General features: G+C 65.5%; 28 protein-coding genes. 24 read left to right on the top strand and 4 right to left on the bottom strand.

Going from position 1 to position 22,669, the window contains the following annotated elements:
* The first annotated feature begins 12 nt into the window (after positions 1–12).
* The 17 genes from rplN (at position 13) to DNX69_RS10215 (ending at position 10,876) form a co-directional block, all read left to right on the top strand.
* The gene (gene rplN, locus DNX69_RS10295; RefSeq protein WP_013501924.1) at positions 13–381 is read left to right on the top strand and encodes a 50S ribosomal protein L14; all 369 of its coding nucleotides are present in this window, start codon (positions 13–15) and stop codon (positions 379–381) included.
* Entirely contained in the window at positions 381–695 is a 315-nt protein-coding gene (rplX, locus tag DNX69_RS10290) for a 50S ribosomal protein L24 (RefSeq protein ID WP_011158784.1), read from the top strand. The genes rplN and rplX overlap by 1 nt, the downstream gene beginning before the upstream one ends.
* On the top strand, positions 688–1,245 hold the full coding sequence (gene rplE, locus DNX69_RS10285) for a 50S ribosomal protein L5 (protein ID WP_110785879.1): 558 nt from the start codon (positions 688–690) through the stop codon (positions 1,243–1,245). Before rplX ends, rplE begins: the two co-directional genes overlap by 8 nt.
* Before the next feature lie 43 nt (positions 1,246–1,288).
* On the top strand, positions 1,289–1,594 hold the full coding sequence (rpsN, locus tag DNX69_RS10280) for a 30S ribosomal protein S14 (RefSeq protein ID WP_110785878.1): 306 nt from the start codon (positions 1,289–1,291) through the stop codon (positions 1,592–1,594).
* A gap of 15 nt (positions 1,595–1,609) precedes the next feature.
* Positions 1,610–2,008 carry a 30S ribosomal protein S8 gene (gene rpsH / locus DNX69_RS10275; RefSeq protein ID WP_013501927.1) on the top strand — a complete coding sequence of 133 codons (399 nt, stop codon included), beginning with the start codon at positions 1,610–1,612 and terminating at the stop codon, positions 2,006–2,008.
* Between the two features lie 112 nt (positions 2,009–2,120).
* Positions 2,121–2,654, top strand: a complete 534-nt coding sequence (rplF, locus tag DNX69_RS10270; protein WP_110785877.1) for a 50S ribosomal protein L6 — start codon at positions 2,121–2,123, stop codon at positions 2,652–2,654.
* 11 nt (positions 2,655–2,665) lie between these two features.
* Positions 2,666–3,028 carry a 50S ribosomal protein L18 gene (gene rplR / locus DNX69_RS10265; RefSeq protein WP_110785876.1) on the top strand — a complete coding sequence of 121 codons (363 nt, stop codon included), beginning with the start codon at positions 2,666–2,668 and terminating at the stop codon, positions 3,026–3,028.
* Between the two features lie 60 nt (positions 3,029–3,088).
* The gene (rpsE, locus tag DNX69_RS10260; protein ID WP_110785875.1) at positions 3,089–3,664 is read left to right on the top strand and encodes a 30S ribosomal protein S5; all 576 of its coding nucleotides are present in this window, start codon (positions 3,089–3,091) and stop codon (positions 3,662–3,664) included.
* 59 nt (positions 3,665–3,723) lie between these two features.
* A complete protein-coding gene (gene rpmD, locus DNX69_RS10255; protein WP_011158777.1) occupies positions 3,724–3,918 on the top strand; it encodes a 50S ribosomal protein L30 in 195 nt (64 codons plus the stop codon).
* Between the two features lie 12 nt (positions 3,919–3,930).
* Complete coding sequence (rplO, locus tag DNX69_RS10250) at positions 3,931–4,416, top strand: 50S ribosomal protein L15 (protein ID WP_110785874.1); 486 nt, start codon at positions 3,931–3,933, stop codon at positions 4,414–4,416.
* Between the two features lie 147 nt (positions 4,417–4,563).
* Positions 4,564–5,895, top strand: a complete 1,332-nt coding sequence (gene secY / locus DNX69_RS10245; protein ID WP_110785873.1) for a preprotein translocase subunit SecY — start codon at positions 4,564–4,566, stop codon at positions 5,893–5,895.
* Positions 5,892–6,998, top strand: a complete 1,107-nt coding sequence (locus DNX69_RS10240; protein WP_110785872.1) for an adenylate kinase — start codon at positions 5,892–5,894, stop codon at positions 6,996–6,998. Before secY ends, DNX69_RS10240 begins: the two co-directional genes overlap by 4 nt.
* Positions 6,999–7,182: 184 nt before the next feature.
* Positions 7,183–7,551, top strand: a complete 369-nt coding sequence (rpsM, locus tag DNX69_RS10235) for a 30S ribosomal protein S13 (protein WP_110785871.1) — start codon at positions 7,183–7,185, stop codon at positions 7,549–7,551.
* 130 nt (positions 7,552–7,681) lie between these two features.
* Entirely contained in the window at positions 7,682–8,071 is a 390-nt protein-coding gene (gene rpsK, locus DNX69_RS10230) for a 30S ribosomal protein S11 (RefSeq protein ID WP_011158772.1), read from the top strand.
* Positions 8,072–8,180: 109 nt separating this feature from the next.
* Positions 8,181–9,224 carry a DNA-directed RNA polymerase subunit alpha gene (locus tag DNX69_RS10225; RefSeq protein ID WP_207803132.1) on the top strand — a complete coding sequence of 348 codons (1,044 nt, stop codon included), beginning with the start codon at positions 8,181–8,183 and terminating at the stop codon, positions 9,222–9,224.
* Positions 9,225–9,380: 156 nt separating this feature from the next.
* Positions 9,381–9,797, top strand: coding sequence for a 50S ribosomal protein L17 (rplQ, locus tag DNX69_RS10220; RefSeq protein WP_110785869.1), 417 nt, complete (start codon positions 9,381–9,383; stop codon positions 9,795–9,797).
* A 284-nt stretch (positions 9,798–10,081) separates the two neighbouring features.
* Positions 10,082–10,876 carry an SDR family NAD(P)-dependent oxidoreductase gene (locus DNX69_RS10215; protein ID WP_110785868.1) on the top strand — a complete coding sequence of 265 codons (795 nt, stop codon included), beginning with the start codon at positions 10,082–10,084 and terminating at the stop codon, positions 10,874–10,876.
* Between the two features lie 237 nt (positions 10,877–11,113).
* On the opposite strand, the gene DNX69_RS10210 is transcribed toward DNX69_RS10215, so the two are convergent.
* Complete coding sequence (locus tag DNX69_RS10210) at positions 11,114–12,235, bottom strand: DUF5938 domain-containing protein (protein ID WP_110785867.1); 1,122 nt, start codon at positions 12,233–12,235, stop codon at positions 11,114–11,116.
* 44 nt (positions 12,236–12,279) lie between these two features.
* A complete protein-coding gene (locus tag DNX69_RS10205; protein WP_110785866.1) occupies positions 12,280–13,083 on the bottom strand; it encodes an SDR family NAD(P)-dependent oxidoreductase in 804 nt (267 codons plus the stop codon).
* Positions 13,084–13,325: 242 nt separating this feature from the next.
* On the opposite strand from DNX69_RS10205, the gene DNX69_RS10200 reads away from it, so the two are divergent.
* Complete coding sequence (locus DNX69_RS10200) at positions 13,326–13,973, top strand: TetR/AcrR family transcriptional regulator (RefSeq protein WP_110785865.1); 648 nt, start codon at positions 13,326–13,328, stop codon at positions 13,971–13,973.
* Between the two features lie 341 nt (positions 13,974–14,314).
* Here the strand turns inward: DNX69_RS10200 and DNX69_RS10195 are convergent, their stop codons facing one another.
* The gene (locus DNX69_RS10195) at positions 14,315–15,334 is read right to left on the bottom strand and encodes a zinc-binding alcohol dehydrogenase family protein (RefSeq protein WP_110785864.1); all 1,020 of its coding nucleotides are present in this window, start codon (positions 15,332–15,334) and stop codon (positions 14,315–14,317) included.
* 129 nt (positions 15,335–15,463) lie between these two features.
* Between DNX69_RS10195 and DNX69_RS10190 the strand changes: the two genes are divergently transcribed.
* The 6 genes from DNX69_RS10190 to DNX69_RS10165 all read left to right on the top strand — a co-directional run bounded on the left by DNX69_RS10190 (position 15,464) and on the right by DNX69_RS10165 (position 21,537).
* Positions 15,464–15,853: a winged helix-turn-helix transcriptional regulator gene (locus tag DNX69_RS10190; RefSeq protein ID WP_110785863.1), complete on the top strand. Its 390-nt coding sequence runs from the start codon at positions 15,464–15,466 to the stop codon at positions 15,851–15,853.
* 82 nt (positions 15,854–15,935) lie between these two features.
* Positions 15,936–17,327, top strand: a complete 1,392-nt coding sequence (locus DNX69_RS10185) for a DegQ family serine endoprotease (protein WP_110785862.1) — start codon at positions 15,936–15,938, stop codon at positions 17,325–17,327.
* Between the two features lie 238 nt (positions 17,328–17,565).
* Positions 17,566–18,897: a replication-associated recombination protein A gene (locus tag DNX69_RS10175; RefSeq protein ID WP_110785860.1), complete on the top strand. Its 1,332-nt coding sequence runs from the start codon at positions 17,566–17,568 to the stop codon at positions 18,895–18,897.
* Positions 18,898–18,920: 23 nt separating this feature from the next.
* On the top strand, positions 18,921–19,073 hold the full coding sequence (locus DNX69_RS26300) for a hypothetical protein (RefSeq protein WP_165825220.1): 153 nt from the start codon (positions 18,921–18,923) through the stop codon (positions 19,071–19,073).
* 4 nt (positions 19,074–19,077) lie between these two features.
* Positions 19,078–21,048, top strand: a complete 1,971-nt coding sequence (locus DNX69_RS10170; RefSeq protein ID WP_110785859.1) for a putative bifunctional diguanylate cyclase/phosphodiesterase — start codon at positions 19,078–19,080, stop codon at positions 21,046–21,048.
* 69 nt (positions 21,049–21,117) lie between these two features.
* Positions 21,118–21,537: a secondary thiamine-phosphate synthase enzyme YjbQ gene (locus tag DNX69_RS10165; RefSeq protein WP_110785858.1), complete on the top strand. Its 420-nt coding sequence runs from the start codon at positions 21,118–21,120 to the stop codon at positions 21,535–21,537.
* Between the two features lie 274 nt (positions 21,538–21,811).
* Here DNX69_RS10165 and DNX69_RS10160 read toward each other — a convergent pair whose 3' ends face one another.
* Positions 21,812–22,519, bottom strand: a complete 708-nt coding sequence (locus DNX69_RS10160) for a nitroreductase (protein WP_110785857.1) — start codon at positions 22,517–22,519, stop codon at positions 21,812–21,814.
* Positions 22,520–22,669: the final 150 nt, after the last annotated feature.

The following is a 22,669-nucleotide window of genomic DNA, read 5'->3' as shown; positions in this document are numbered from 1 at the left end:
CGAGGTGCATCAATGATTCAGATGCAGACCAACCTCGACGTGGCCGACAATTCAGGCGCACGCCGTGTCATGTGCATCAAGGTGATTGGGGGATCCAAGCGCCGGTATGCGACCGTGGGTGACGTCATTGTGGTCTCGATCAAGGAAGCGATTCCGCGGGGCAAGGTGAAGAAGGGCGACGTGATGAAGGCCGTGGTGGTCCGTGTCCGCAAGGACATCCGCCGCCCGGACGGCTCCGTCATCCGCTTCGACCGCAACGCTGCCGTTCTGATCAACAATCAGTCGGAGCCGATCGGCACCCGTATCTTCGGGCCGGTTCCGCGCGAACTGCGCGCGAAGAACCACATGAAAATCATTTCGCTGGCGCCGGAGGTGCTGTGATGGCCGCCAAGATCCGCAAGGGTGACAAGGTGATCGTGTTGAGCGGTCGCGACAAGGGCCGCACCGGTGAGGTGTTCGAGGTTCGTCCGGACGCCGGCAAGGCTCTGGTGCGCGGCATCAACGTGGTCAAGCGCCACCAGAAGCAGACCCAGACTCAGGAAGGCGGCATCATCTCGAAAGAGGCGCCGATCGACCTGTCGAACATCGCGATCGTCGGCAAGGACGGCAAGCCGACCCGCGTCGGATTCAAGATTCTCGCGGACGGCAAGAAGGTTCGCGTTGCCAAGCGCTCGGGAGCAGAGATCGATGGCTGAGACCGCATACGTTCCGCGGCTGCGCACGGAATACGACCGCAGCATTCGCGCGCAGCTCACCGAGAAGTTCGGCTACGCCAACGTGATGCAGGTGCCGAAGCTCGACAAGGTCGTGCTGAACATGGGCGTCGGCGAAGCGGTCAACGACCGCAAGAAGGCCGAGCAGGCGGCGGCCGATCTGTCGCTGATCGCCGGCCAGAAGGCGATCATCACCTATTCGCGCCTCGCGATTTCGACCTTCAAGCTGCGCGAGAACCAGCCTATCGGCTGCAAGGTGACGCTGCGCCAGGCGCGGATGTACGAGTTCATCGACCGCCTGATCACGGTCGCGCTGCCGCGCGTCCGCGACTTCCGCGGCCTGAACCCGAAGAGCTTCGACGGCCGCGGCAATTATTCGCTCGGCATCAAGGAGCACATCATTTTCCCCGAAATCGACTTCGACAAGACCGGCGAGTCGTGGGGCATGGACATCACGGTGTGCACCACAGCTAAGACCGACGACGAGGCGCGTGCGCTACTCACCGCTTTCAATTTCCCGTTCCGGCAGTGAGACGCTGAAAAGCATCTCAAACGCGGAAACCCAGGAGCCTGATATGGCAAAGAAGAGTGCGATCGAGAAGAACAACCGCCGGAAGAAGATGGCCAAGAACGCGGCGCCCAAGCGCGCGCGTCTGAAGGCCGTCATCGCCGACAAGTCCAAGCCGATGGAGGAGCGCTTCGCGGCGACGCTGAAGCTCGCCGAGATGCCGCGCAATTCGTCGGCGACCCGGATCCGCAACCGCTGCGACCTCACCGGCCGTCCGCGTTCGGTCTATCGTCTCAACAAGCTGAGCCGTATCGCGATCCGCGACCTCGGTTCGAAGGGCCTGGTTCCGGGCCTCGTGAAGTCGAGCTGGTAAGGGGAGGGTCGTCAGATGTCCACGCACGATCCGATCAGCGATCTCATCACCCGCATCCGCAACGCGCAGATGCGCTCCAAGTCCAAGGTTTCGACCCCGGGCTCGAAGATGCGCGCCAACGTTCTCGACGTGCTGAAGGCGGAAGGTTACATCCGCGGCTACGCCTCCGTCGAGCATCCGTCGGGACGCAGCGAGCTCGAGATCGAGCTGAAGTATTTCGACGGCGAACCGGTGATCCGCGAAATCGAGCGCGTCTCCCGGCCCGGCCGTCGGGTCTACGCTTCGGTGAAGAATCTGCCGCGCGTCAACAACGGCCTCGGCATTTCGGTGCTGTCGACCCCGAAAGGGATCATGGCCGATCACGACGCCCGCGACGCCAATGTCGGCGGCGAGGTTCTGTTCACGGTGTTCTAATCGCTGGCGCCGGCGGCCGCAGGGTGCGGCCGGGAGGCGCCGGAGAACGGAAATTGGCGCATCGTCCCGGGCGGGTTTCGCCGGAGGATGCAGGGTTTAAGAAGGATCGACCATGTCACGCGTTGGCAAGAAGCCCGTCACGGTCCCGTCTGGGGTGACGGCGACCGTCGAGGGACAGACCGTCAAGATGAAGGGGCCGAAAGGCCAGCTTCAGTTCGTCGTGCACGACGACGTCGACGTGAAGTTCGAGAACGGTTCGGTTTCGGTTTCGCCGCGGTTCGAGACCAATCGGGCGCGGGCGCTTTACGGCACGGCTCGCGCGCAGATTGCGAATCTGGTGGAAGGCGTCACCAAGGGCTTCGAGAAGAAGCTCGAAATCACCGGCGTCGGCTATCGCGCGGCGATGCAGGGCAAGAAGCTGCAGCTCGCGCTCGGCTACAGCCACGACGTGCTGTACGACATCCCGGAAGGCATCACCATCACGGTGCCGAAGCCGACCGAGATCACCGTGACCGGTATCGATTCGCAGAAGGTCGGCCAGGTCGCCGCCGAGATCCGCGAATATCGTCCGCCGGAGCCGTACAAGGGCAAGGGCGTCCGCTACTCGGACGAATTCATCTTCCGCAAGGAAGGCAAGAAGAAGTAACGGAGCCGGTCATGTCGAAGATGAAGGTTACGAATGCCCGGCGCACCAACCGGGTCCGGACTGCGCTGCGGCGCACCGCCAACGGCCGTCCGCGGCTGTCGGTGTTCCGCTCCTCGAAGCACATCTATGCGCAGGTGATCGACGACGCCAAGGGCGAGACTCTCGCCTCGGCCTCGTCGCTCGAGAAGACCCTGCGCGAAGCCGGCAACACCGGCGCCGATATCGATGCGGCGAAGGCGGTCGGCAAGCTGGTCGCCGAGCGGGCGGTGCAGAAGGGCGTCAAGGAGGTCGTGTTCGACCGTGGCGGCTATCTGTATCACGGCCGCGTCAAGGCGCTGGCGGATGCAGCCCGCGAGAGCGGCCTGAGCTTCTAAATTTCGGATTGAACGGATACCAGGATCGGGGCGCGAGCCTCGCAAGGATTGGAACACACCATGGCAGCTGAACGCGAACGCGGCGGACGCGAACGGAGCAGGGAGCGCGAGGAGCGCGACAGCGAGTTCGTCGACAAGCTCGTCCACATCAACCGTGTGGCGAAGGTGGTGAAGGGCGGCAAGCGGTTCGGCTTCGCTGCGCTGGTCGTGGTCGGCGATCAGAAGGGCCGCGTCGGCTTCGGTCACGGCAAGGCGCGCGAAGTGCCGGAAGCGATCCGCAAGGCCACCGAGTCTGCGAAGCGCAACCTCACCCGCGTCGCGCTGCGCGAAGGTCGCACCCTGCATCACGACATCGCCGGTCGTCACGGCGCTGGCCGCGTTTATCTCCGCGCCGCCCCGGCCGGTACCGGCATCATCGCCGGCGGCCCGATGCGTGCGGTGTTCGAGACGCTCGGCATCCAGGACGTGGTTGCGAAGTCGGTCGGTTCGTCGAACCCCTACAACATGGTTCGCGCCACTTTCGACGCGCTGAAGCATGTCGACTCGCCGCGTTCGGTCGCTGCGCGCCGCAACATCAAGGTCTCCACTCTGCAGGCCCGCCGTATCGGTGGCGACGCCGAAGTGGTGGCCGAATAACAGCGTGATCGAGGGCGATCACGCGGTCTTCTGACAAGACGCGATTCGGAGTGAACGAGATGGCCAAGGCCGCAAATATGATCAAGGTCGAGCAGATCGGCAGCCCGATTCGGCGCCATCACTCGCAGCGCGAGACGCTGATCGGCCTGAAGCTGAACAAGATCGGCCGCGTCGCCGAACTGCAGGACACTCCTGAGGTTCGCGGCATGATCGGCAAGGTGCAACACCTCGTCCGCGTCGTCGACGAGAAGTAAGGAGACAGGGCGATGAAGCTCAGCGAGATCGCCGACAACGTCGGTTCGCGCAAAAAGCGCATGCGGATCGGCCGTGGCATCGGTTCGGGCAAGGGCAAGACCGGCGGCCGTGGCGGCAAGGGCCAGACCGCGCGTTCGGGCGTGCGTATCAAGGGCTTCGAGGGCGGCCAGATGCCGCTGCATCGTCGCCTGCCGAAGCGCGGCTTCAACAACATCTTCGCGCTCGACTTCGCCGAGGTGAATCTCGATCGCCTCCAGGAGGCTGTCGACTCCAAGGCGATCGACGCCGGCAAGGTGGTCGACGCCGCGGCGCTGGTCGAGGCGGGGGTTGTGCGCCGGGCCAAGGACGGCGTTCGTCTGCTCGGCCGCGGTGAGCTCACCGCGAAGCTGACGATCGAAGTGTACGGCGCGACCAAGTCGGCGATCGCCGCGGTCGAAAAGGCCGGCGGTTCGGTCAAGATCCTCGCCCCGAAGGCCGAAGAAGGCGAGGCGGCGTAACATCCCCGTTAGCGCCCGCGTCATGCGGGCGCTCGGCTTCGCCGGTACGGTGGATTTTTCGACGCGCGCGCACCAAATTGATGCCCGGCGCCGACCCATCCGCCGCATCCGGCGGATCGGGACAAGCAGCGCGGGAGAAAGCCGGACATGGTCTCAGCAGCTGAACAACTAGCGGCAAATCTCAATTTCTCGGCGCTCGGTAAAGCCGAAGAGTTGAAGAAGCGGATCTGGTTCACGCTCGGCGCGCTGCTGGTGTACCGCTTCGGCACCTACATCCCGCTGCCCGGTATCGACCCGAACATCTGGGATCAGGTTTTCCGCCAGCAGGCTGGCGGCATCCTCGGCATGTTCAACATGTTCGCCGGCGGTGGCATCCACCGCATGGCGATCTTCGCGCTCAACATCATGCCGTACATCTCGGCATCGATCATCGTGCAGCTGCTGACCACGGTGTCGCCGCAGCTCGAGGCGCTGAAGAAAGAAGGCGAGAGCGGCCGTAAGACGCTCAACCAATACACTCGCTATCTCACCGTGGTGCTGGCGCTGTTCCAGTCCTACGGCATTGCGGTCGGCCTCGAAGGTGCGGGCAATGTGGTGTCCGACCCGGGCCTGTTCTTCCGGCTGTCGACCACGATCACGCTGACCGGCGGCACCATGTTCCTGATGTGGCTGGGTGAGCAGATCACCTCGCGCGGCATCGGCAACGGCATCTCGCTGATCATCCTCGCCGGCATCGTCGCCGAGCTGCCGTCGGCGCTGGCGAACATGCTCGAGCTCGGCCGTCAGGGTGCGCTGTCGACCGGCCTGATCCTGGTCGTGCTGGTGATGGCCGTGGTCGTGATCGCCTTCATCGTGTTCATGGAGCGCGCCCAGCGCCGGCTGCTGATCCAGTATCCGAAGCGCCAGGTCGGCAATAAGATGTTCGAGGGCCAGTCTTCGCATCTGCCGCTGAAGCTCAACACCGCGGGCGTCATTCCGCCGATCTTCGCCTCGTCGCTGTTGCTGCTGCCGACCACGATCGCCAATTTCAACGCCGGCAGCGGGCCGGAGTGGTTCCAGTGGATCGTGACCCAGTTCGGGCACGGCCGGCCGCTGTTCCTGGTGTTCTACATCAGCATGATCGTGTTCTTCGCGTTCTTCTACACCGCGATCGTGTTCAATCCGACCGAGACCGCGGACAATCTGAAGAAGCACGGCGGCTTCATCCCGGGCATCCGTCCCGGCGAGCGCACCGCCGAGTACATCGACTACGTGCTGTCGCGCATCACCGTGGTCGGTGCGATCTACCTGGCGATCGTATGTTTGATCCCGGAGATCATGATTTCCTACGCCGCTGTCCCGTTCTATTTCGGCGGAACTTCGCTTCTGATCGTCGTCAGCGTGACGATGGATACGGTGGCGCAGGTGCAGGGCTATCTGCTGGCACACCAGTATGAAGGCCTGATCAAGAAGTCGAAGTTGCGGGGGCGCAAGAAATGAGACTGATCCTCCTCGGACCGCCTGGCGCGGGCAAGGGCACCCAGGCGGCGCGTCTGGTCGAGCGGCACGGCATCGTGCAGCTCTCCACCGGCGACATGCTGCGCGCTGCGGTCGCGGCCGGCACGCCGATCGGTCTGAAGGCCAAGGACATCATGGCGGCCGGCGGTCTGGTGCCGGACGAGGTGGTGATCGGGATCATCTCCGACCGGATCGATCAGGACGATGCCGCCAGCGGCTTCATCCTCGACGGCTTCCCGCGCACCGTGCCCCAGGCCGAGGCGCTCGATCGTCTGCTCAAGGACAAGGGCTTCGACCTCGACGCCGTGGTCGAGCTCAAGGTCAATGAAGGCGCGCTGCTCGACCGGGTCGAGACCCGCGTCGCCGAGATGCGCGCCCGCGGCGAGGAGCCGCGCGCCGACGACAACGCCGAAGCGCTCGCCAAGCGGCTGTCTGCCTACCGGGCGCAGACCGAGCCGCTGGTCGACTATTATTCCGAGAAGCGCAAGCTGCTGACCGTCGACGGCATGATGACGATCGACGAGGTGACCCGCGAAATCGGCCGGGTGCTCGAGGCAGTTCGCGCCGCCGACGCCAAGAAGGGCGCGAAGGCCTCGCGTGCCAAGCGCGCGGTCAAGACCAGCGGCAAGAAGGCGAAGGCCGCGACCAAGCCGAAGGCGTCAGCCAAGGCAAAGGCAGCCAAGAAGGTCGTCGCGAAGCCGGGTGCGAAGTCCCGCGCCGCGAAGAAATCCTCGGCCAAACAGGCGGTTGGCAAGAAGGCTTCAGGCAAGACGGCAATCGCGAAGAAGGCCGCCACCAAGCCGACCGCTGCCAAGGCGGGGAAGGCTGCGGCCGGCAAGGGCGCGAAGGCCGGTCTGAAGAAGGCGGCCAAAGTCGTTGCAAAGGCTGGCAAAAAGGCCGCCAAGGCAGTCGTGAAGGCCGCCAAGGGTTCGGCCAAGCCGACGGCCGGTAAGAAGGCCGTTGGCAAAAAGCCCACTGGCAAGAAGGCGACCAAGAAGGCCGCCGCGGCATCGAAGTCCAAGGCGGTTGCCAAGGCTCCGGCGCGCGGCAAGAAGGCCAACAAGGTCACGAAGAAGCGAGCTTGAATTGGGATTCGGTTGACGAAGCGAAACGGAATCCTTTAATAAGGCCCGATATCCCGTCGGATAGGTTTCAGACGATGCCGGGCCCCAGAACTGAGCGAGGGGTCGGCGTCGTGTTCGCGTATGTGAACGCCGCCCGAGAGAGCAAGGAATTGACCGGCTTTGGCCGGTGACAGGAGAGAAGTCTGTGGCCCGTATAGCCGGCGTGAATATCCCGACCAACAAGCGCGTGCTGATCGCGCTTCAGTACATCCATGGCATCGGCCAGAAGCATGCCGCCGACATCATCGAGAAGGTGAAGATCCCGCTCGATCGTCGCGTCAATCAGCTCAGCGACGCCGAAGTGCTGCAGATCCGCGAAGTGATCGACCGAGACTATCTGGTCGAGGGCGACCTTCGCCGTGAGACTGGTATGAACATCAAGCGTCTGATGGACCTCGGCTGCTATCGCGGCCTGCGTCATCGTCGCGGCCTGCCGGTGCGTGGTCAGCGCACCCACACCAACGCCCGCACCCGCAAGGGTCCGGCGAAGGCGATCGCCGGCAAGAAGAAGTAAGTTTGCGAGTTGCGAACGGCGAATGGCGAGTAGGGGACTTCCCCTATTCGCCACTCGTTGTTCGCCATTCGCCGTTTCGGTGGAGCCGCTGGCGTTACGGCGGCGTTGAGATCACGTAGAAAGGTAGACTATGGCCAAGGACGCCACCCGCATTCGCCGTCGCGAGCGCAAGAACATCGCCTCCGGCATCGCGCATGTGAATTCGTCGTTCAACAACACCACCATCACCATCACCGACGCGCAGGGCAATGCGATTGCCTGGTCGTCGGCGGGCACGATGGGTTTCAAGGGCTCGCGCAAGTCGACTCCTTACGCTGCGCAGGTCGCGGCCGAGGACGTCGCCAAGAAGGCGCAGGAGCACGGCATGCGCACCCTCGAAGTCGAGGTGGCGGGCCCCGGTTCGGGTCGTGAGTCGGCGCTGCGCGCGCTGCAGGCGGCGGGCTTCACGGTGACCTCGATCCGCGACGTCACCACCATCCCGCACAACGGCTGCCGTCCGCGTAAGCGTCGTCGCGTCTGAGTTTTCGTTGCCGGCGGCCCGGTGCCGCCGGCGGCTTTATTCGTTGTTTCCCGCGGATTGATCCGCAGTTTCCAATGCTAGCGACGATGCGCCGGGGCCCCGGCGTCGATTGCTTGGCCAGGAAGGTGACACAGTGACGATCCAGAAGAATTGGCAGGAATTGATTCGGCCGAACAAGCTCCAGGTCACCCCCGGGAGCGATGCCACCCGGTTCGCGACCCTGGTCGCAGAACCGCTCGAGCGCGGCTTCGGCCAGACGCTCGGCAACGCGCTGCGGCGCGTGCTGCTGTCGTCGCTGCAGGGCGCGGCGGTGCAGTCTGTGCACATCGACGGTGTGCTGCACGAGTTCTCCTCGATTGCCGGCGTGCGCGAGGACGTCACCGACATCGTGCTGAACATCAAGGACATCTCGCTGAAGATGCAGGGCGAAGGCCCGAAGCGGATGGTCATCAAGAAGTCCGGTCCGGGCGCGGTCACCGCTGGTGACATCCAGACCGTCGGCGACATCGTGGTGCTGAACCCGGACCTGCAGCTCTGCACGCTGGACGACGGCGCCGAGATTCGCATGGAGTTCACGGTCAACACCGGCAAGGGCTACGTCGCCGCCGAGCGCAACCGTCCCGAGGACGCGCCGATCGGTCTGATCCCGGTCGACAGCCTGTACTCGCCGGTCCGCAAGGTGTCGTACAAGGTCGAGAACACCCGCGAGGGCCAGATCCTCGACTACGACAAGCTCACCATGACGGTCGAGACCAACGGCGCGATCTCGCCGGAGGACTCGGTGGCGTTCGCCGCCCGCATCCTGCAGGATCAGCTGAACGTCTTCGTCAACTTCGAAGAGCCGCGCAAGGAAGTCACCCAGGAGATCATTCCGGATCTCGCCTTCAACCCGGCCTTCCTCAAGAAGGTGGACGAGCTCGAGCTGTCGGTACGTTCGGCGAACTGCCTGAAGAACGACAACATCGTCTACATCGGCGATCTGGTGCAGAAGTCGGAAGCCGAAATGCTCCGCACTCCGAACTTCGGCCGCAAGTCGCTGAACGAGATCAAGGAAGTGCTGGCGCAGATGGGCCTGCATCTCGGCATGGAAGTGCCGGGCTGGCCGCCGGAGAACATCGACGAGCTCGCCAAGCGCTTCGAAGATCACTACTAAGCCAATCGGCCTCATGGTTCGCCATGAGGCCTCTTCCTCATCCTGAGGAGCGGCGCGGCCGCTTCTCGAAGGATGGGGCTCCGCCAGGGCGAACGCAGGCAGCCCACCTGCAACTCCGACGAACCGTCGGGAATCATCGAGTGAAGGACTGACAACATGAAGCACGGCAAGGTTCATCGGAAGCTCAACCGCACCGCCGAACACCGCAAGGCGATGTTCGCCAACATGTGCGCCGCGCTGATCAAGCACGAGCAGATCGTCACCACGCTGCCGAAGGCGAAGGAACTGCGGCCGATCGTCGAGAAGCTGGTCACCCTCGGCAAGAAGGGCGGCCTCGACAAGCGCCGTCAGGCGATCGCCGAGATGCGCGACAAGGATCAGGTGAAGAAGCTGTTCGACGTGCTGGCGCCGCGCTACGCCGACCGCAACGGCGGCTACACCCGCATCATCAAGGCCGGCTTCCGCTACGGCGACAACGCCGCGATGGCGGTGATCGAGTTCGTCGACCGCGACGAAGACGCCAAGGGCAAGGATTCCGGTCCGACCCAGGAGAGCGAAGCCGAAGCGGCGTAAGCGGCTTCCTTCCGGCCTGAATTTTCAAAAGGCGGTGCCGCAAGGCGCCGCCTTTTTCGTTGCTGGGCGAGGTTTTGTTCCGCCGTCATCCCCGCGTATGCGGGGATCCAGTATTCCAGGGCGTCGATGATGAGCACGAAAGCTCTGCGATACTGGGTCGCCCGCCTGCGCGGGCGATGACAGCTGGTGCGGTGAGGGCGCACGTCCTCGTGTCTGGTGCTGGCGATCGGCGGTCCGGATCGTTACTTCCGTCATCGCGTTGATCATTGGAAACGGAGCACTCCATGCACATCGATCTGTCCGGCAAGACCGCGCTCGTCACCGGTTCGACCGCCGGCATCGGCCATGCCATTGCCAAGGGCCTCGCCGCGGCCGGCGCCGAGGTGGTGGTCAACGGCCGCAGCCAGAGCAAGGTCGATGCCGCGCTCTCGGCGCTCGACAAGGCGGTGCCAGGCTCCAAGTTGTGCGGCGTCGCCGCCGATGTGTCGACGGCGGAAGGCTGCGCCGCGCTGCTGGTGGCGATCCCCCGCGTCGACATCCTGATCAACAATGCCGGCATCTTCGAGCCGAAGCCGTTCTTCGACATCCCGGATGAAGACTGGCAGCGCTTCTTCGACGTCAACGTGATGAGCGGCGTGCGGCTGTCCCGCGCCTATATGCCGGCAATGCTGAAGCGCAACTGGGGTCGCATCGTCTTCATCTCGTCGGAATCCGCGCTGATGATTCCCCAGGAAATGATCCACTACGGCATGACCAAGACCGCGCAGCTCTCGATCTCGCGCGGCCTCGCCGAGATGACCCGCGGCACCGCGGTGACCGTCAATGCGGTGCTGCCTGGCCCGACGATGAGCGAGGGCGTGCAGACCTTCGTGGCGGATCTGGCGCGGCAGAACGGCCAGTCCGAGGCTGAAGCCGCCGCCAACTTCATCAAGCAGCACCGCCCCGGCTCGCTGATCCAGCGCTTCGCCACGGTCGAGGAGATCGCCAACATGGTGGTCTATGTCAGCTCCAAGGAAGCCTCCGCCACCAACGGCGCCGCGCTCCACGCCGAAGGCGGCCTGCTGCAGACGATCGCGTAGTTCGCTCCGAAAGGTTTTCGAGTCACTGCCCGCGGCAGCCCTCACCCCACCCCTCTCCCGCAAGCGGGAGAGGGGGCTCGCTGCGAGCCGGGCGGGGGCCGTGGTTTTGTGGCGATTTCCGACTAACCGAAATCTTATGCCGCGTTCATCCGCCGCGCGGCTGCAACGGCGGCCTGCTCCCTCTCCCGCTTGCGGGAGAGGGGTGCGGTGAGGGCGACGCAGGTAGAGCGGTGGTGATCAGTCCTGCACCGTCAGTTGCGGCTTCATCACCAGGCCGAAGCTGCGCAGCTGGCCGAGCAGCTCGCGATGGCCGAAGGCCTGGCAGCCGGAGGCGAAACCGGCCCGGTTCGGTGCTTTCTGCAGCAACGAATACGCCGCATAAGCCTGCAGCATGCCGGTCTGCTTGTAGTTGCAGTTGCCGTGAATGACACAATGCGCGCGGCCGAGCGGGCCGGAAGCGTAGACCGAGTCGATCGAGGTATTGATCCGCGGGTTTTCGCGCGGCGGCATCGTTGCCTGCAAGGTCGCGGCGATGTCCGCCAGCGCCTTCTCCTGGTCGGCCAGCGGCAGCGGTTTGATCTGCTCCTTGACCATCTGCGTGGTCTGCACGACGCCTTCCATCACCGGCCGCGCCAGCACACCGCCCATCACCTTGCAATTGGCGACGCGCGGATCGTTCTTGAACCACACCGGATGCGCGGTGCCGCCCCACGGCACGGCGATCGCCGTCTCGTGCTGACCGGGCACCACGACGTCGGCCCGCGCGGTGACGTCCCACGGCAGATATTTGTTCTGCTCGAGGTAGTACCAGTCGGCCTTGAGGATGGTGAAGATCGTCTGCGTCGAGGCGTAGGTGGGCAGGCCCTTCCAGAACACCAGGATGTCGAGCGTGTCGAGGCCGGGCGTCTCCAGGCAGATGTTCGCGGCGATCTCGCCCGTGGTGTACATCTGGGCGAGGTTGGGGGAGAGCAGCAGGCCCTTGGCGGCGAACGCATCGCCCCAGCTCGATTGCGCTTTCAGCACCCAGTCCTGCTCGCCCGTCGTGTCGAGATAGTGACAGCCGGCGGCGAGGCAAGCTTCGACGACTTCGGGCCCGTATTTGATGAACGGCCCGACCATGTTGCTGACGACGCGGGCGCCCTTGAACAATTCCGTCAGCGCCGCGACGGTGTGTTCGACTTCGACGACTTCGTAGTCCGCCGTTTCGATGCCGGGGATCTTGTCGACCACCGCCTGCACCTTGGCCTTGTCGCGGCCGGCCGCGATGAACGGCACGTTGTACTCACGCAGATACTCGCATACCAGGCGGCCGGTGTAGCCGGAGACGCCGTAGACCACGACGGGGCGCTTGTCGCTCATGTTCGCTGTCCTTGTGTCCGAGGGAAAAGCCGTCAGGTGCCCGGTTAGGTGCCCATGCCGCCGTCGACCGGAAGGCCGGCGCCGGTGATGAAGCGGGCGTCGTCGGTGCAGAGGAACACCACGGCGTCGGCGATGTCGCCGACCTCGGCGAGGCGGCCGAGCGGGGTCTGCTCGATCACCGAACCGACGGCGGCGTTGACGTCGGCCGCCAGACCGAGCGCGGCGATGTCCTGAGCGAGCTTGAGCCCCATTTCGGTCGCCGCGAGGCCCGGGTACACGCAGTTGACCCGCACGCCGTAGCCGAGCTTGCCGGCTTCCATCGCGGCCACACGCGTCATCCGGTCGACCGCCGATTTGGTCGCCGAGTAACCGCCGATCGCCGGATAGGCGATGGTCGCGGCCACCGACGAGATGTTGACGATCGCGCCGCCTTTGCCGGCTGCGCCGTCCGGCCGCATGGCGCGGAAGGCGTGCTTGATGCCGAGGCCGGTGCCGACGACATTGACGTCGCACATCCGTCGCATGTCGGCAGGGCTGGCATCGGCCATCAGCGAGGTCAGCTCGATGCCGGCATTGTTGATCAGGATGTCGTAGCCGCCGAACTCGGTCACGGTCGCGGCCACCGCCGCTTCCCACTGCGCCTCGTCGGTGACGTCGAGCTGCGCGAAAGCCGCCCTGGTGCCGGAGGATGTCAGCTTGGCGGCGGTCTGCCGACCGAGCTCGGCCAGCACGTCGGTGATCATGACCGAGGCGCCGGCTGTGCCGAGCGCCGTCGCGATCGCTTCCCCGATGCCGCGGGCGGCCCCGGTCACAAGCGCGGTTTTCCCAGACAGACTCGTTCTGTTCATTGTCGTCCTCCCTGTGAAAGGCCAATTCCATCAAGGCTTTATTTGATCGAGCCAGATACTTTGCGGAATGCAGAGCAGGTCAGCGACGATCTTCTTGACGATTGACCAATTTTTATTGGACGATTGTCAAAATATATATGGACGATTGTCAAGAGTTCCCGTGAGGGCTAGTCGGTGATTTTTTGGCGTGGGACAGGCATGATGCGGCGGCCGAAACGGCGCGCTCGGAGTGAAGGCAGGGAATGACGGAGCAATTGCTCGAACGGAAATCGCGTGAAGAGGGGGCACCGAAGCGCGGCGCCCGGCCGCCGATCGACAAGTTCAATGCGCGGCGGATCGAACTTGCCGAGGCGGCGCTCGAGACGCTGGCGGAGATCGGCTACGCGCGCACCAGCCTGCGCGAGATCGCGCAGAAGTCCGAGTTCAGCCACGGCGTGCTGCATTATTACTTCAGCGACAAGTTCGATCTGATCTGCTGCAGCGTCCGCTACTACAAGGGCAAATGCGTCACCCGCTACGATCAGATCACCTCGACGGCGCGCAGCCGCGAGGAGCTGCTCGATGGCTTCCTGAGCAAGCTCGGCGAGACCATGCGCAGCGAAGCGCGTATGCACCGTCTATGGTACGACCTCCGCGCCCAGGCGCTGTTCGAAACCGCATTCCGCGACGATGTCACCGCGATCGACAAGAGCCTCGAGGACATGGTCTGGCGCGTGGTGTCGCGCTTCTCCGAACTCGGCGGCAAGACCCCGGCGATGTCACCGGAGTCGCTGTACGCGGTGTTCGACGGCCTGTTTCAGAAGTATCTGCTGCGCCACCTGTCGGGCGACGCGCAGGCGATCCCAGATCTGCAGGCCGAACTGCGGCGGCTGCTGCCGATGATCGGGTAGGGGGCGGGGGCCGCGCCCCGTTTGTGAAACGCTCGCGTTTGGTGCGCAGCATCTCCACACGCGATGCCGTCATGCGGGGGACCCAGTATCCCAGAGCGTCAGCGACTCATCACGAACTCCCTGGAATACTGGGTCGCCCGATCAAGTCGGGCGATGACGTGGTCATTTGGAGTTGAACCCGCGGCCTATTACTTGTTCCGTCATTCCGGGGCGCTCGCGCAGCGAGCGAACCCGGAATCTCGAGATGGTCTGCGATTCAATTCACGCTGCTGTGCGAGGCAGAGATTCCGGGTTCGCGAGCTTTGCGCGCGCCCCGGAATGACTCGCGGAGAGGGGGCCGACTAGCCCCAACCCTCCAGCACGACCTTGCCCTTCGCCTTGCCGCTTTCGATCAGCGCGTGGGCGCGTTTCAGGTTGGTGGCGTTGATCGTGCCGTAGGTCTGATCCTGCGTGGTGCGCAGCACGCCGGAATCGATCAGGCCGGCGACTTCGTCGAGCAGATCGTGTTGCGCGATCATGTCGGCGGTCTCGAAGGTCGAGCGTGCGAACATCGCTTCCCAATGTAGCGAGGCTGATTTGCCCTTCAGCAGCATCGGATTGATCGGCTGCACCGGGTCGTCGATCAGGCCGATCTTGCCTTGCGGGGCGAGGATGTCGACGAGCTGCTGGTAGTGCTGGTCGGTGTTGGTGAGGCTGGCGATCAGCGAAACCTGTGGCAGCTTCAGCGCGTCGACCTGCGGCTTCATCGGCTGACTGTGATCGATCACCGCGTGCGCGCCGAGGTCGAGGCACCATTGCGTCGTCTCCGGCCGCGACGCCGTCGCGATGATGCTGAGGCCGGTGAGGCGGCGGGCGAGCTGGATCAGGATCGACCCGACTCCGCCGGCGCCGCCGACAATCAGCAACGTGCGCGGATCGAACGCCTTGCTCGGCCGCCCGCCGAGCCGGTCGAACAGCAGTTCCCAGGCGGTGATCGAGGTCAGCGGCAATGCTGCGGCCTCGGCAAAGCCCAGCGTCTTCGGCTTGCGGCCGACGATGCGCTCGTCGACCAGATGGAATTCGGCGTTGGTGCCCGGCCGCTGGATCGAGCCGGCGTAGAACACCTCGTCGCCCGGCCGGAACAGCGTCACCTCGGCACCGACCGCCTCGACCACGCCGGCAGCGTCGTAGCCGAGGATCTTGTGTTCGCCGGCCGGCGGCGCGGCGCGCTTGCGGACCTTGGTGTCGACCGGATTGACCGAGATCGCCTTCACCGCAACCCGCAGGTCGCGCGGCCCCGGCTCGGGCCTTTCGAGCTCGAAATCGAGCAGCGCGTCCGGATCGTCGATCGGCAGGCTCTTGGTGTATCCGACAGCTTTCATGATGGTCTCCGTTCAGGGGCGTCTTCGCGCGCCAGGCTGGGCGCGCAAAGTCGCCCTGACGTACCGATATTGCAAGTACTGTCAATTAGGGGATATAGTCACCGATCGGATACTATTGGATCACTTCGTATGAAGCGTCGCGATATTGCCTGTGCGCCGGGCTGTCCGGTCGAAGCCACGCTCGATCTGATCGACGGCAAGTGGAAGGGCGTGATCCTGTTCCACTTGCAGAGCGGCCGGCTGCGGTTCGGCGAATTGCGCCGGCGGATGCCGGGCGTCACCCAGCGGATGCTGACCAAGCAGCTGCGAGCTCTCGAAGAAGACGGCCTCATTCGGCGCGAAGTCTTCGCCGAGGTGCCGCCGCGGGTCGAATACGAGCTGTCGGAGATCGGCGAGAGCCTGCGCCCGGTGATCGACGCTCTGAAACGCTGGGCCGAGGAACATCGCGTCCGCCAGCAGCAACCGGCTCCGCTCGCAGCCGAATCGACACCTGAAACCGCCGAGGCTGAGCCGGCTTGAGCGCCGGCCGCTTTTCCTTCTCCTGGCCTGGCCGGCGGACTATATCTGCTGCGCCCTTGATGCCCCTGTAACGGATTCCCGCATGAACCCGATTCGCACGTTGACCATCCTGTGTCTGTCGCTCGCCGTCACCACGCCGCTCGCGGCGCAGGAGCGGCGGCTGCCGTCGTCGCAGGCGGAGATCCGTCTGAGCTACGCGCCGATCGTGCAGCATGTGCAGCCGGCGGTGGTGAACGTCTATGCTGCCAAGGTGGTGCAGAATCGCAATCCGCTGCTGGAGGATCCGATCTTCCGCCGGTTCTTCGGCGTGCCCGGTCAGCCCGAGCAGATCCAGCGCTCGCTCGGCTCGGGCGTGATGGTCGACGCCTCGGGCCTCGTCGTCACCAACAACCACGTCATCGAGGGCGCCGATCAGGTCAAGGTGGCGCTCGCCGACAAGCGCGAGTTCGAGGCCGAGATCGTGCTCAAGGATAGCCGCACCGATCTGGCGGTGCTGCGGCTGAAGGACACCAAGGAGAAATTCCCGACGCTCGACTTCGCCAATTCCGACGACCTGATGGTCGGCGATCTGGTGATGGCGGTCGGCAATCCGTTCGGCGTCGGCCAGACCGTGACCCACGGCATCGTCTCGGCGCTGGCGCGCACCCAGGTCGGCATCACCGACTATCAGTTCTTCATTCAGACCGATGCGGCGATCAACCCGGGCAATTCCGGCGGTGCGCTGGTCGACATGACCGGCAAGCTGGTCGGCATCAACACCGCGATCTTCTCGCGCTCCGGCGGCTCGCAGGGCATCGGCTTCGCCATCCCAGCCAACATGGTGCGGGTGGTGGTCGCCTCCGCCAAGAGCGGCGGCAAGGCGGTGAAGCGGCCGTGGCTCGGCGCGCGGCTGCAGGCGGTGACGCCGGAGATCGCCGAAACCCTCGGCCTGAAGCGGCCCGGCGGCGCGCTGGTCGCCAGCGTCACCAAGGGCAGCCCGGCGGAGCGGGCAGGGCTGAAGCTGTCGGACCTGATCGTGTCGATCGACGGTTTCGCGATCGACGATCCCAACGCGTTCGACTACCGGTTCGCCACTCGGCCGCTCGGCGGCGCCGCGCAAATCGACGTGCAGCGCAACGGCAAGCCGGTGAAGCTGTCGATTCCGCTCGAGACCGCGCCGGACACCGGTCGCGACGAGATGGTGATTACCTCGCGCTCGCCGTTCAAGGGGGCCAAGGTCGCCAACATCTCGCCGGCGATCGCCGACGAGATGCGGCTCGATCCGAGCGTCGAGGGCGTGGTCGTCACCGATCTTGCCGACGACAGCACCGCGGCCAATGTCGGCTTCCAGAAGGGCGACATCATCGTCGCGGTCAACAACAGCCGGATCGCCAAGACCAGTGACCTCGAGCGCATCGCCGGCCAGTCGCCGCGGCTGTGGCGCATCATGCTGGTCCGCGGCGGCCAGCAGATCCAAGTCACGCTCGGCGGATGAGCAGCGGCGACCCGCTGATGCTTCCAGGCACCGCGCGCGCCTTCACCTCTCCCCGCGCGCGGGGAGAGGTCGACCGGCGTCGCGTTAGCGATGCCGGTCGGGTGAGGGGGCGCCTCCACACGGCCGAGCTTTTGTATTTCGTCACAGCCGCACCGCTCGGCTGCGTCGAGACGCCCCCTCATCCCAGCCTTCTCCCCGCGCGCGGGGAGAAGGAGCAGGCCGTGCTCGGGGACGCATCGTGAGTCCAAAGCGTCCTCAGCAGAGCGACAATCTCTTCGCGGCCGCTGGCCTCGAGCGCGAGGCGCCGCGTCCGCTGCCGGATCGGCTGCGGCCGCGCACGCTCGCCGAGGTCGTCGGCCAGGATCACATCGTCGGCCCCGACGGCGCGCTGACCCGGATGCTGGAGACCCGGACGCTCGGCTCGCTGGTGTTCTGGGGCCCGCCGGGCACCGGCAAGACCACCGTGGCGCGGCTGCTCGCCGACGCCACGGAGCTGCAGTTCGAGCAGATCTCCGCGGTGTTCTCCGGCGTCGCCGATCTGAAGAAGGTGTTCGACGCCGCCCGTGCGCGCCGCGAGATGGGCAAAGGCACGCTGCTGTTCGTCGACGAGGTGCACCGCTTCAACAAGGCGCAGCAGGACTCGTTTCTGCCCGTGATGGAAGACGGCACCGTGGTGATGGTCGGCGCCACCACCGAGAACCCGTCGTTCGAACTCAACGCGGCGCTGCTGTCGCGGGCGCGCGTGCTGGTGTTTCGCTCGCTCGATGCCGCGGCGATCGAACGACTGTTTGCTCATGCGGAAGACGTCGAAGGCAAGAAGCTGCCGCTCGACGCCGAGGCGCGGGCGGTGCTGGCGCGGATGGCCGACGGCGACGGCCGTGCTTCGCTGACGCTGGCCGAAGAGGTGTGGCGCTCGGCGCGCGCCGGCGAAGTGTTCAACGCCGCGCAGTTGCAGGACATCCTGCAGCGCCGCGCGCCGATCTACGACAAGAGCGCCGACGGCCACTACAATCTGATCTCGGCGCTGCATAAATCGGTGCGCGGCTCCGATCCGGACGCCGCGCTGTACTATCTGTGCCGGATGTTCGACGCCGGAGAAGACCCGCTGTTCCTGGCGCGCCGTGTGGTGCGGATGGCGGTCGAGGATATTGGTCTGGCCGATCCGCAGGCGCTGGTGATCTGCAACGCCGCCAAGGACGCCTACGACTTCCTCGGCAGCCCGGAGGGCGAGCTGGCGATCGCGCAGGCGGTGATCTATCTGGCCACCGCGCCGAAATCCAACGCCGCCTACACCGCCTACAAGGCCGCGATGGCGACGGCGAAGCGCGCCGGCTCGCTGCTGCCGCCCAAGCACATCCTCAACGCGCCGACCGGCTTGATGAAGTCGGAAGGCTACGGCTCCGGCTATCAGTACGACCACGACACGCCCGAAGGCTTCTCCGGCCAGAACTACTTCCCCGACGCGCTCGGCCGCCAGACCTTCTACGATCCGCCCGACCGCGGCTTCGAGCGCGAGATCCGCAAGCGCCTCGATTATTGGGCCAAGCTGCGCGCCGCCAAGGGCGGTTAGTTCGCCACTCCGTCGCATTTGCGATGGCGTCGGACATCTTTGCGATCAGGAAACCAATCGGTTCGGATTATCACGGCGCGGTCATTTTACCGCTGCGTGCAAAGCCGATGTTAAACGGCCTCTGGTTGATTGGCTGCTCCGAACAGCAGCGGCATTTTCCAGCACCGATCGATTGATTTCATGATCCGAGCCGACAGCAGCTTCAGGGCGATCGCTCTCGCCAAGGCCCAGGCCCGCACGGCGCTGCGCAATGTCTGGCTGACATTGCTCTCCAACGTCGTGATCGCGTTGTCGCTGGCAGCGCTGCTGTATCGGGAGAGCGGCGAGACGCCGATCCTGTGGTGGCTCGGCGGCGCGATCGCGCTGGCGCTGTTCCGCGCCTGGTGGGTGGCGCGGCTGGCGAGGACCGGAGCGGTCGACGCCGCGCCGTATCGGGTGCTGCATCATCTCACCGTACTTGCCTTCGCCAGCGGAGTGCTCTGGTGCGTCGTACCGGCGGCGGTCGGTGTGTTCGGCGCCCAGCAGGGCATCGATTACATCACCTTCATCATGGTCGGCACCGCCACCGGCGCGATCATTCAGAGCGCGTCCTATGCCCGCGTCGCGCTCGCTTTCGCGATGCCGGTGATGGCGGCGACGCTGGTCCGGATCATGTTGTCCGGCAACGGCTCGGACTACATCATCGCGCTCGACGGGCTATTCCTGACCGGCATGCTGTTCCGCGCCGCGATCGGTGGCGAGCGCGAGTTCACCGCCAGCCAGATGGCCGCACTGGAGGCGACCGATCTCGCCAATTCGCTGGCGAGCGCCAACAGCGAAGTGCTGAACACGAACCGCGCGCTGGAGCAGATCGCGCGCGCTGATCCGCTCACCGGGCTCGCCAACCGCAGCCACTTTCGCGAAGCCGCGGCGGCCGCCTGTCAGTCCGGGCAGGGCGTCGCCTTCGTGCTGTTCGACGTCGACAACTTCAAGATCATCAACGACACCCGCGGCCACGACGTCGGCGACCGGGTGATCGCCGCGGTGGCCGAGCTCTTGCGCGCGTCCTGCGGGCCGCACGATCTGCCGGTGCGGCTCGGCGGCGACGAGTTCATCGTGGTGCTGCAGGGCGACGACGTCGCGGCGCGCGCCCTGTCGCTCGCACGCCGGCTGAGCGGCGCGCTGACCCGGCCGCTGCGGGTCGCCGGCCAGCCCCTGGCGATCAGTTGCTCGATCGGCATCGCGGTGCATCCGGGCGGCCCGGTCGACGTCGAGGACGTGTTCGCGCGCGCCGACGCCGCGCTGTACCGGGCCAAGGACGATGGCCGCGCCTGCATCCGGCTGTTCGATGCCCGGATGCAGGAGGAGTTCCTGCTGCAGCGCTGCATCGACACTGATCTGCCGGGCGCGCTCGCGCGGGGCGAGCTGCACCTCGAATTCCAGCCGCAGGTGGTGCTCGCCACCGGGCAGGTCGCCGGCTTCGAAGCGTTGCTGCGCTGGCGCCATCCGATCGCCGGACTGATCCCGCCGCCCGATATCATCCACGCCGCGATCCGGCTGCAGCTCTCGGCCCGGTTGCTGTCGTTCATCGGCAATGCGGCGTGCGAATTCTTGCGCGCGCTCGACGCCAGCGGCGCGCCGCCGGTCAATGTCGCGGTCAACGTCTCGCCGCGCGAATTGACGCTGCACTCGCCGGCCAGGATCCTGATGGATCTGACGCAGCGCCACGGCGTCGATCCACGCCGGATCGAGATCGAGATCACCGAGGAGGCGCTGTTCGATCCCAAGCAGTGCGCCCGCGAGCTGCAGCGCATCGAGCATCACGGCTTTGGCCTGGCGATCGACGATTTCGGCGTCGGCCATTCGTCGATCTCCAACCTGATGAGCGTCGCGCTCGACACCATCAAGATCGACCGCTCGTTCGTGCACGGCGTCAGCGTCAATCCGCAGAACCAGCAACTGATCGCCGCGATCACCGCGGTGGCGCGGCCGCTCGGCCACCGCATCATCGCCGAGGGCGTCGAGACCCAGGGCGAAGCGGAGACGCTGCGCATGCTCGGCTGCTCCTACGGCCAGGGCTGGCTGTACGGCCGCCCGATGCGCGCCGCCGACGCGGTGGCGTGGCTCGCCGGCCTCGACGAGGAGCGGCGCAGCGCGCGGCAGCTCGCCTAGGCTTGATGCCGCGCCGCGGCCGCCGCATGGTTGGCCGCAACCGATCAGGCGCAATAGGAGAACCGCGCGATGAAGTCGTATCGCAAGGAGCTGTGGTTTCAGACGCCCGGGCGCCGGGCGTTCATCAACATCACCGGCGAGGTCGAACAGGCGCTCCGTGACAGCGGCGTGCGCGAGGGCCTGGTGCTGGTCAACGCCATGCACATCACCGCCTCGGTGTTCATCAACGACGACGAGAGCGGCCTGCACGCCGATTACGACACATGGCTGGAGCAACTGGCGCCGCACGAGCCGGTGTCGTCCTATCGCCACAACCGCACCGGCGAAGACAACGCCGACGCGCATATGAAGCGCCAGGTGATGGGACGCGAAGTCGTCGTCGCCATCACCGCCGGCAAGCTCGATTTCGGCCCCTGGGAGCAGATCTTCTACGGCGAATTCGACGGCGGCCGCAGGAAGCGCGTGCTGATCAAGATCATCGGCGAGTAGCCCGATCGCCACGAGGTTCACGTCGAAGGTCATCCCCGCGCAGGCGGGCGATGACGCGGTGTGTTGGTCGCACCGTCATTCCGGGGCGCGTGCCGTAGGCGCGCGACCCCGGAATCCCGAGATTCCGGGTCGACGCTCGCGCGATGCGCGACCGTCGCCCCGGAATGACGCGTGGTGATGGGGGGAGCCCGCATGCAGCGAAGCGCAATGCGGGGAGGGGCCCTGTGACGAAATCCCGGGTGTCGCTTTGCTCACCCGGGCTGGCCACTGCGGCCTACGCCGACTGCTTTTCCCGCGCGGCCGGCGCGTCGTCGAAACCGACGAACCGCGCCGCTTCGGCGACCGGCTTGCGTTCCGACACCACCGCATTGGCCGGGAACGTCTCGTCCGGCCAGCCGAGCGCGATCGCCTTCATGATCACCTGATCGTCGGGAATGCCGGCGTGTTCGCGCACCACCGGCGACTGCATGATGCCCTGGCTGTTGATGACGCAACCGAGCCCGCGCGACCACGCCGCGTTGACCAGCGCGTTGGTGACGGCGCCGCAATCGAACGGGGTGTCGTCGCTGCCGTCGAGGGCGCGGTCGTAGGTGACGATGATGCAGACCGGCGCGTCGAACTGGCGGAAGCCGCGCATCACCCAGTCCTGCCGCATCACCTTGTCGTCGCGCGCGATCCCCATCGCGCTGAACAGCTGCTTGGCGACGAACACCTGGCGGTCGCGGTGCACGCCGGCGAACGGCTGGCCAATGCGGAATTCGCGAGAGTGCGGGATGCCGGCGAGGTTGCGCTCGGTGTTGCCGGCGCGGATGCGATTCAGCGGCTCGCCGGTGATGACGTGGAAATTCCACGGCTGGCTGTTCATCGACGACGGCGACCGCATCGCCAGCGTCAGGATCTCCTCGATCAATTCCCGCGGCACGGGATCGGGCTTGTAGCCGCGAATGCTGCGCCGGCCGAGAACAACGTCGTCGTAGTGCATCGTCTGGTTTCCCCCAAAGCTTATGGTTGCCGCGGAGTGTCGCGGTTTCGGCTGCCGAGCGCAAGACGGCCAACCATCGCCATTCCGGGCGCTCGCGCCAGCGAGCGAACCCGGATTCTGGCGAGGGCTGCCCGGGACACGCTTGATCTA

It is taken from the genome of Rhodopseudomonas palustris (assembly GCF_003226555.1).
GTDB lineage: Bacteria > Pseudomonadota > Alphaproteobacteria > Rhizobiales > Xanthobacteraceae > Rhodopseudomonas > Rhodopseudomonas palustris_I.
The sequence above is the reverse complement of the archived record's forward strand: the minus strand, read 5'-3'. Positions and strand labels throughout refer to the sequence as shown.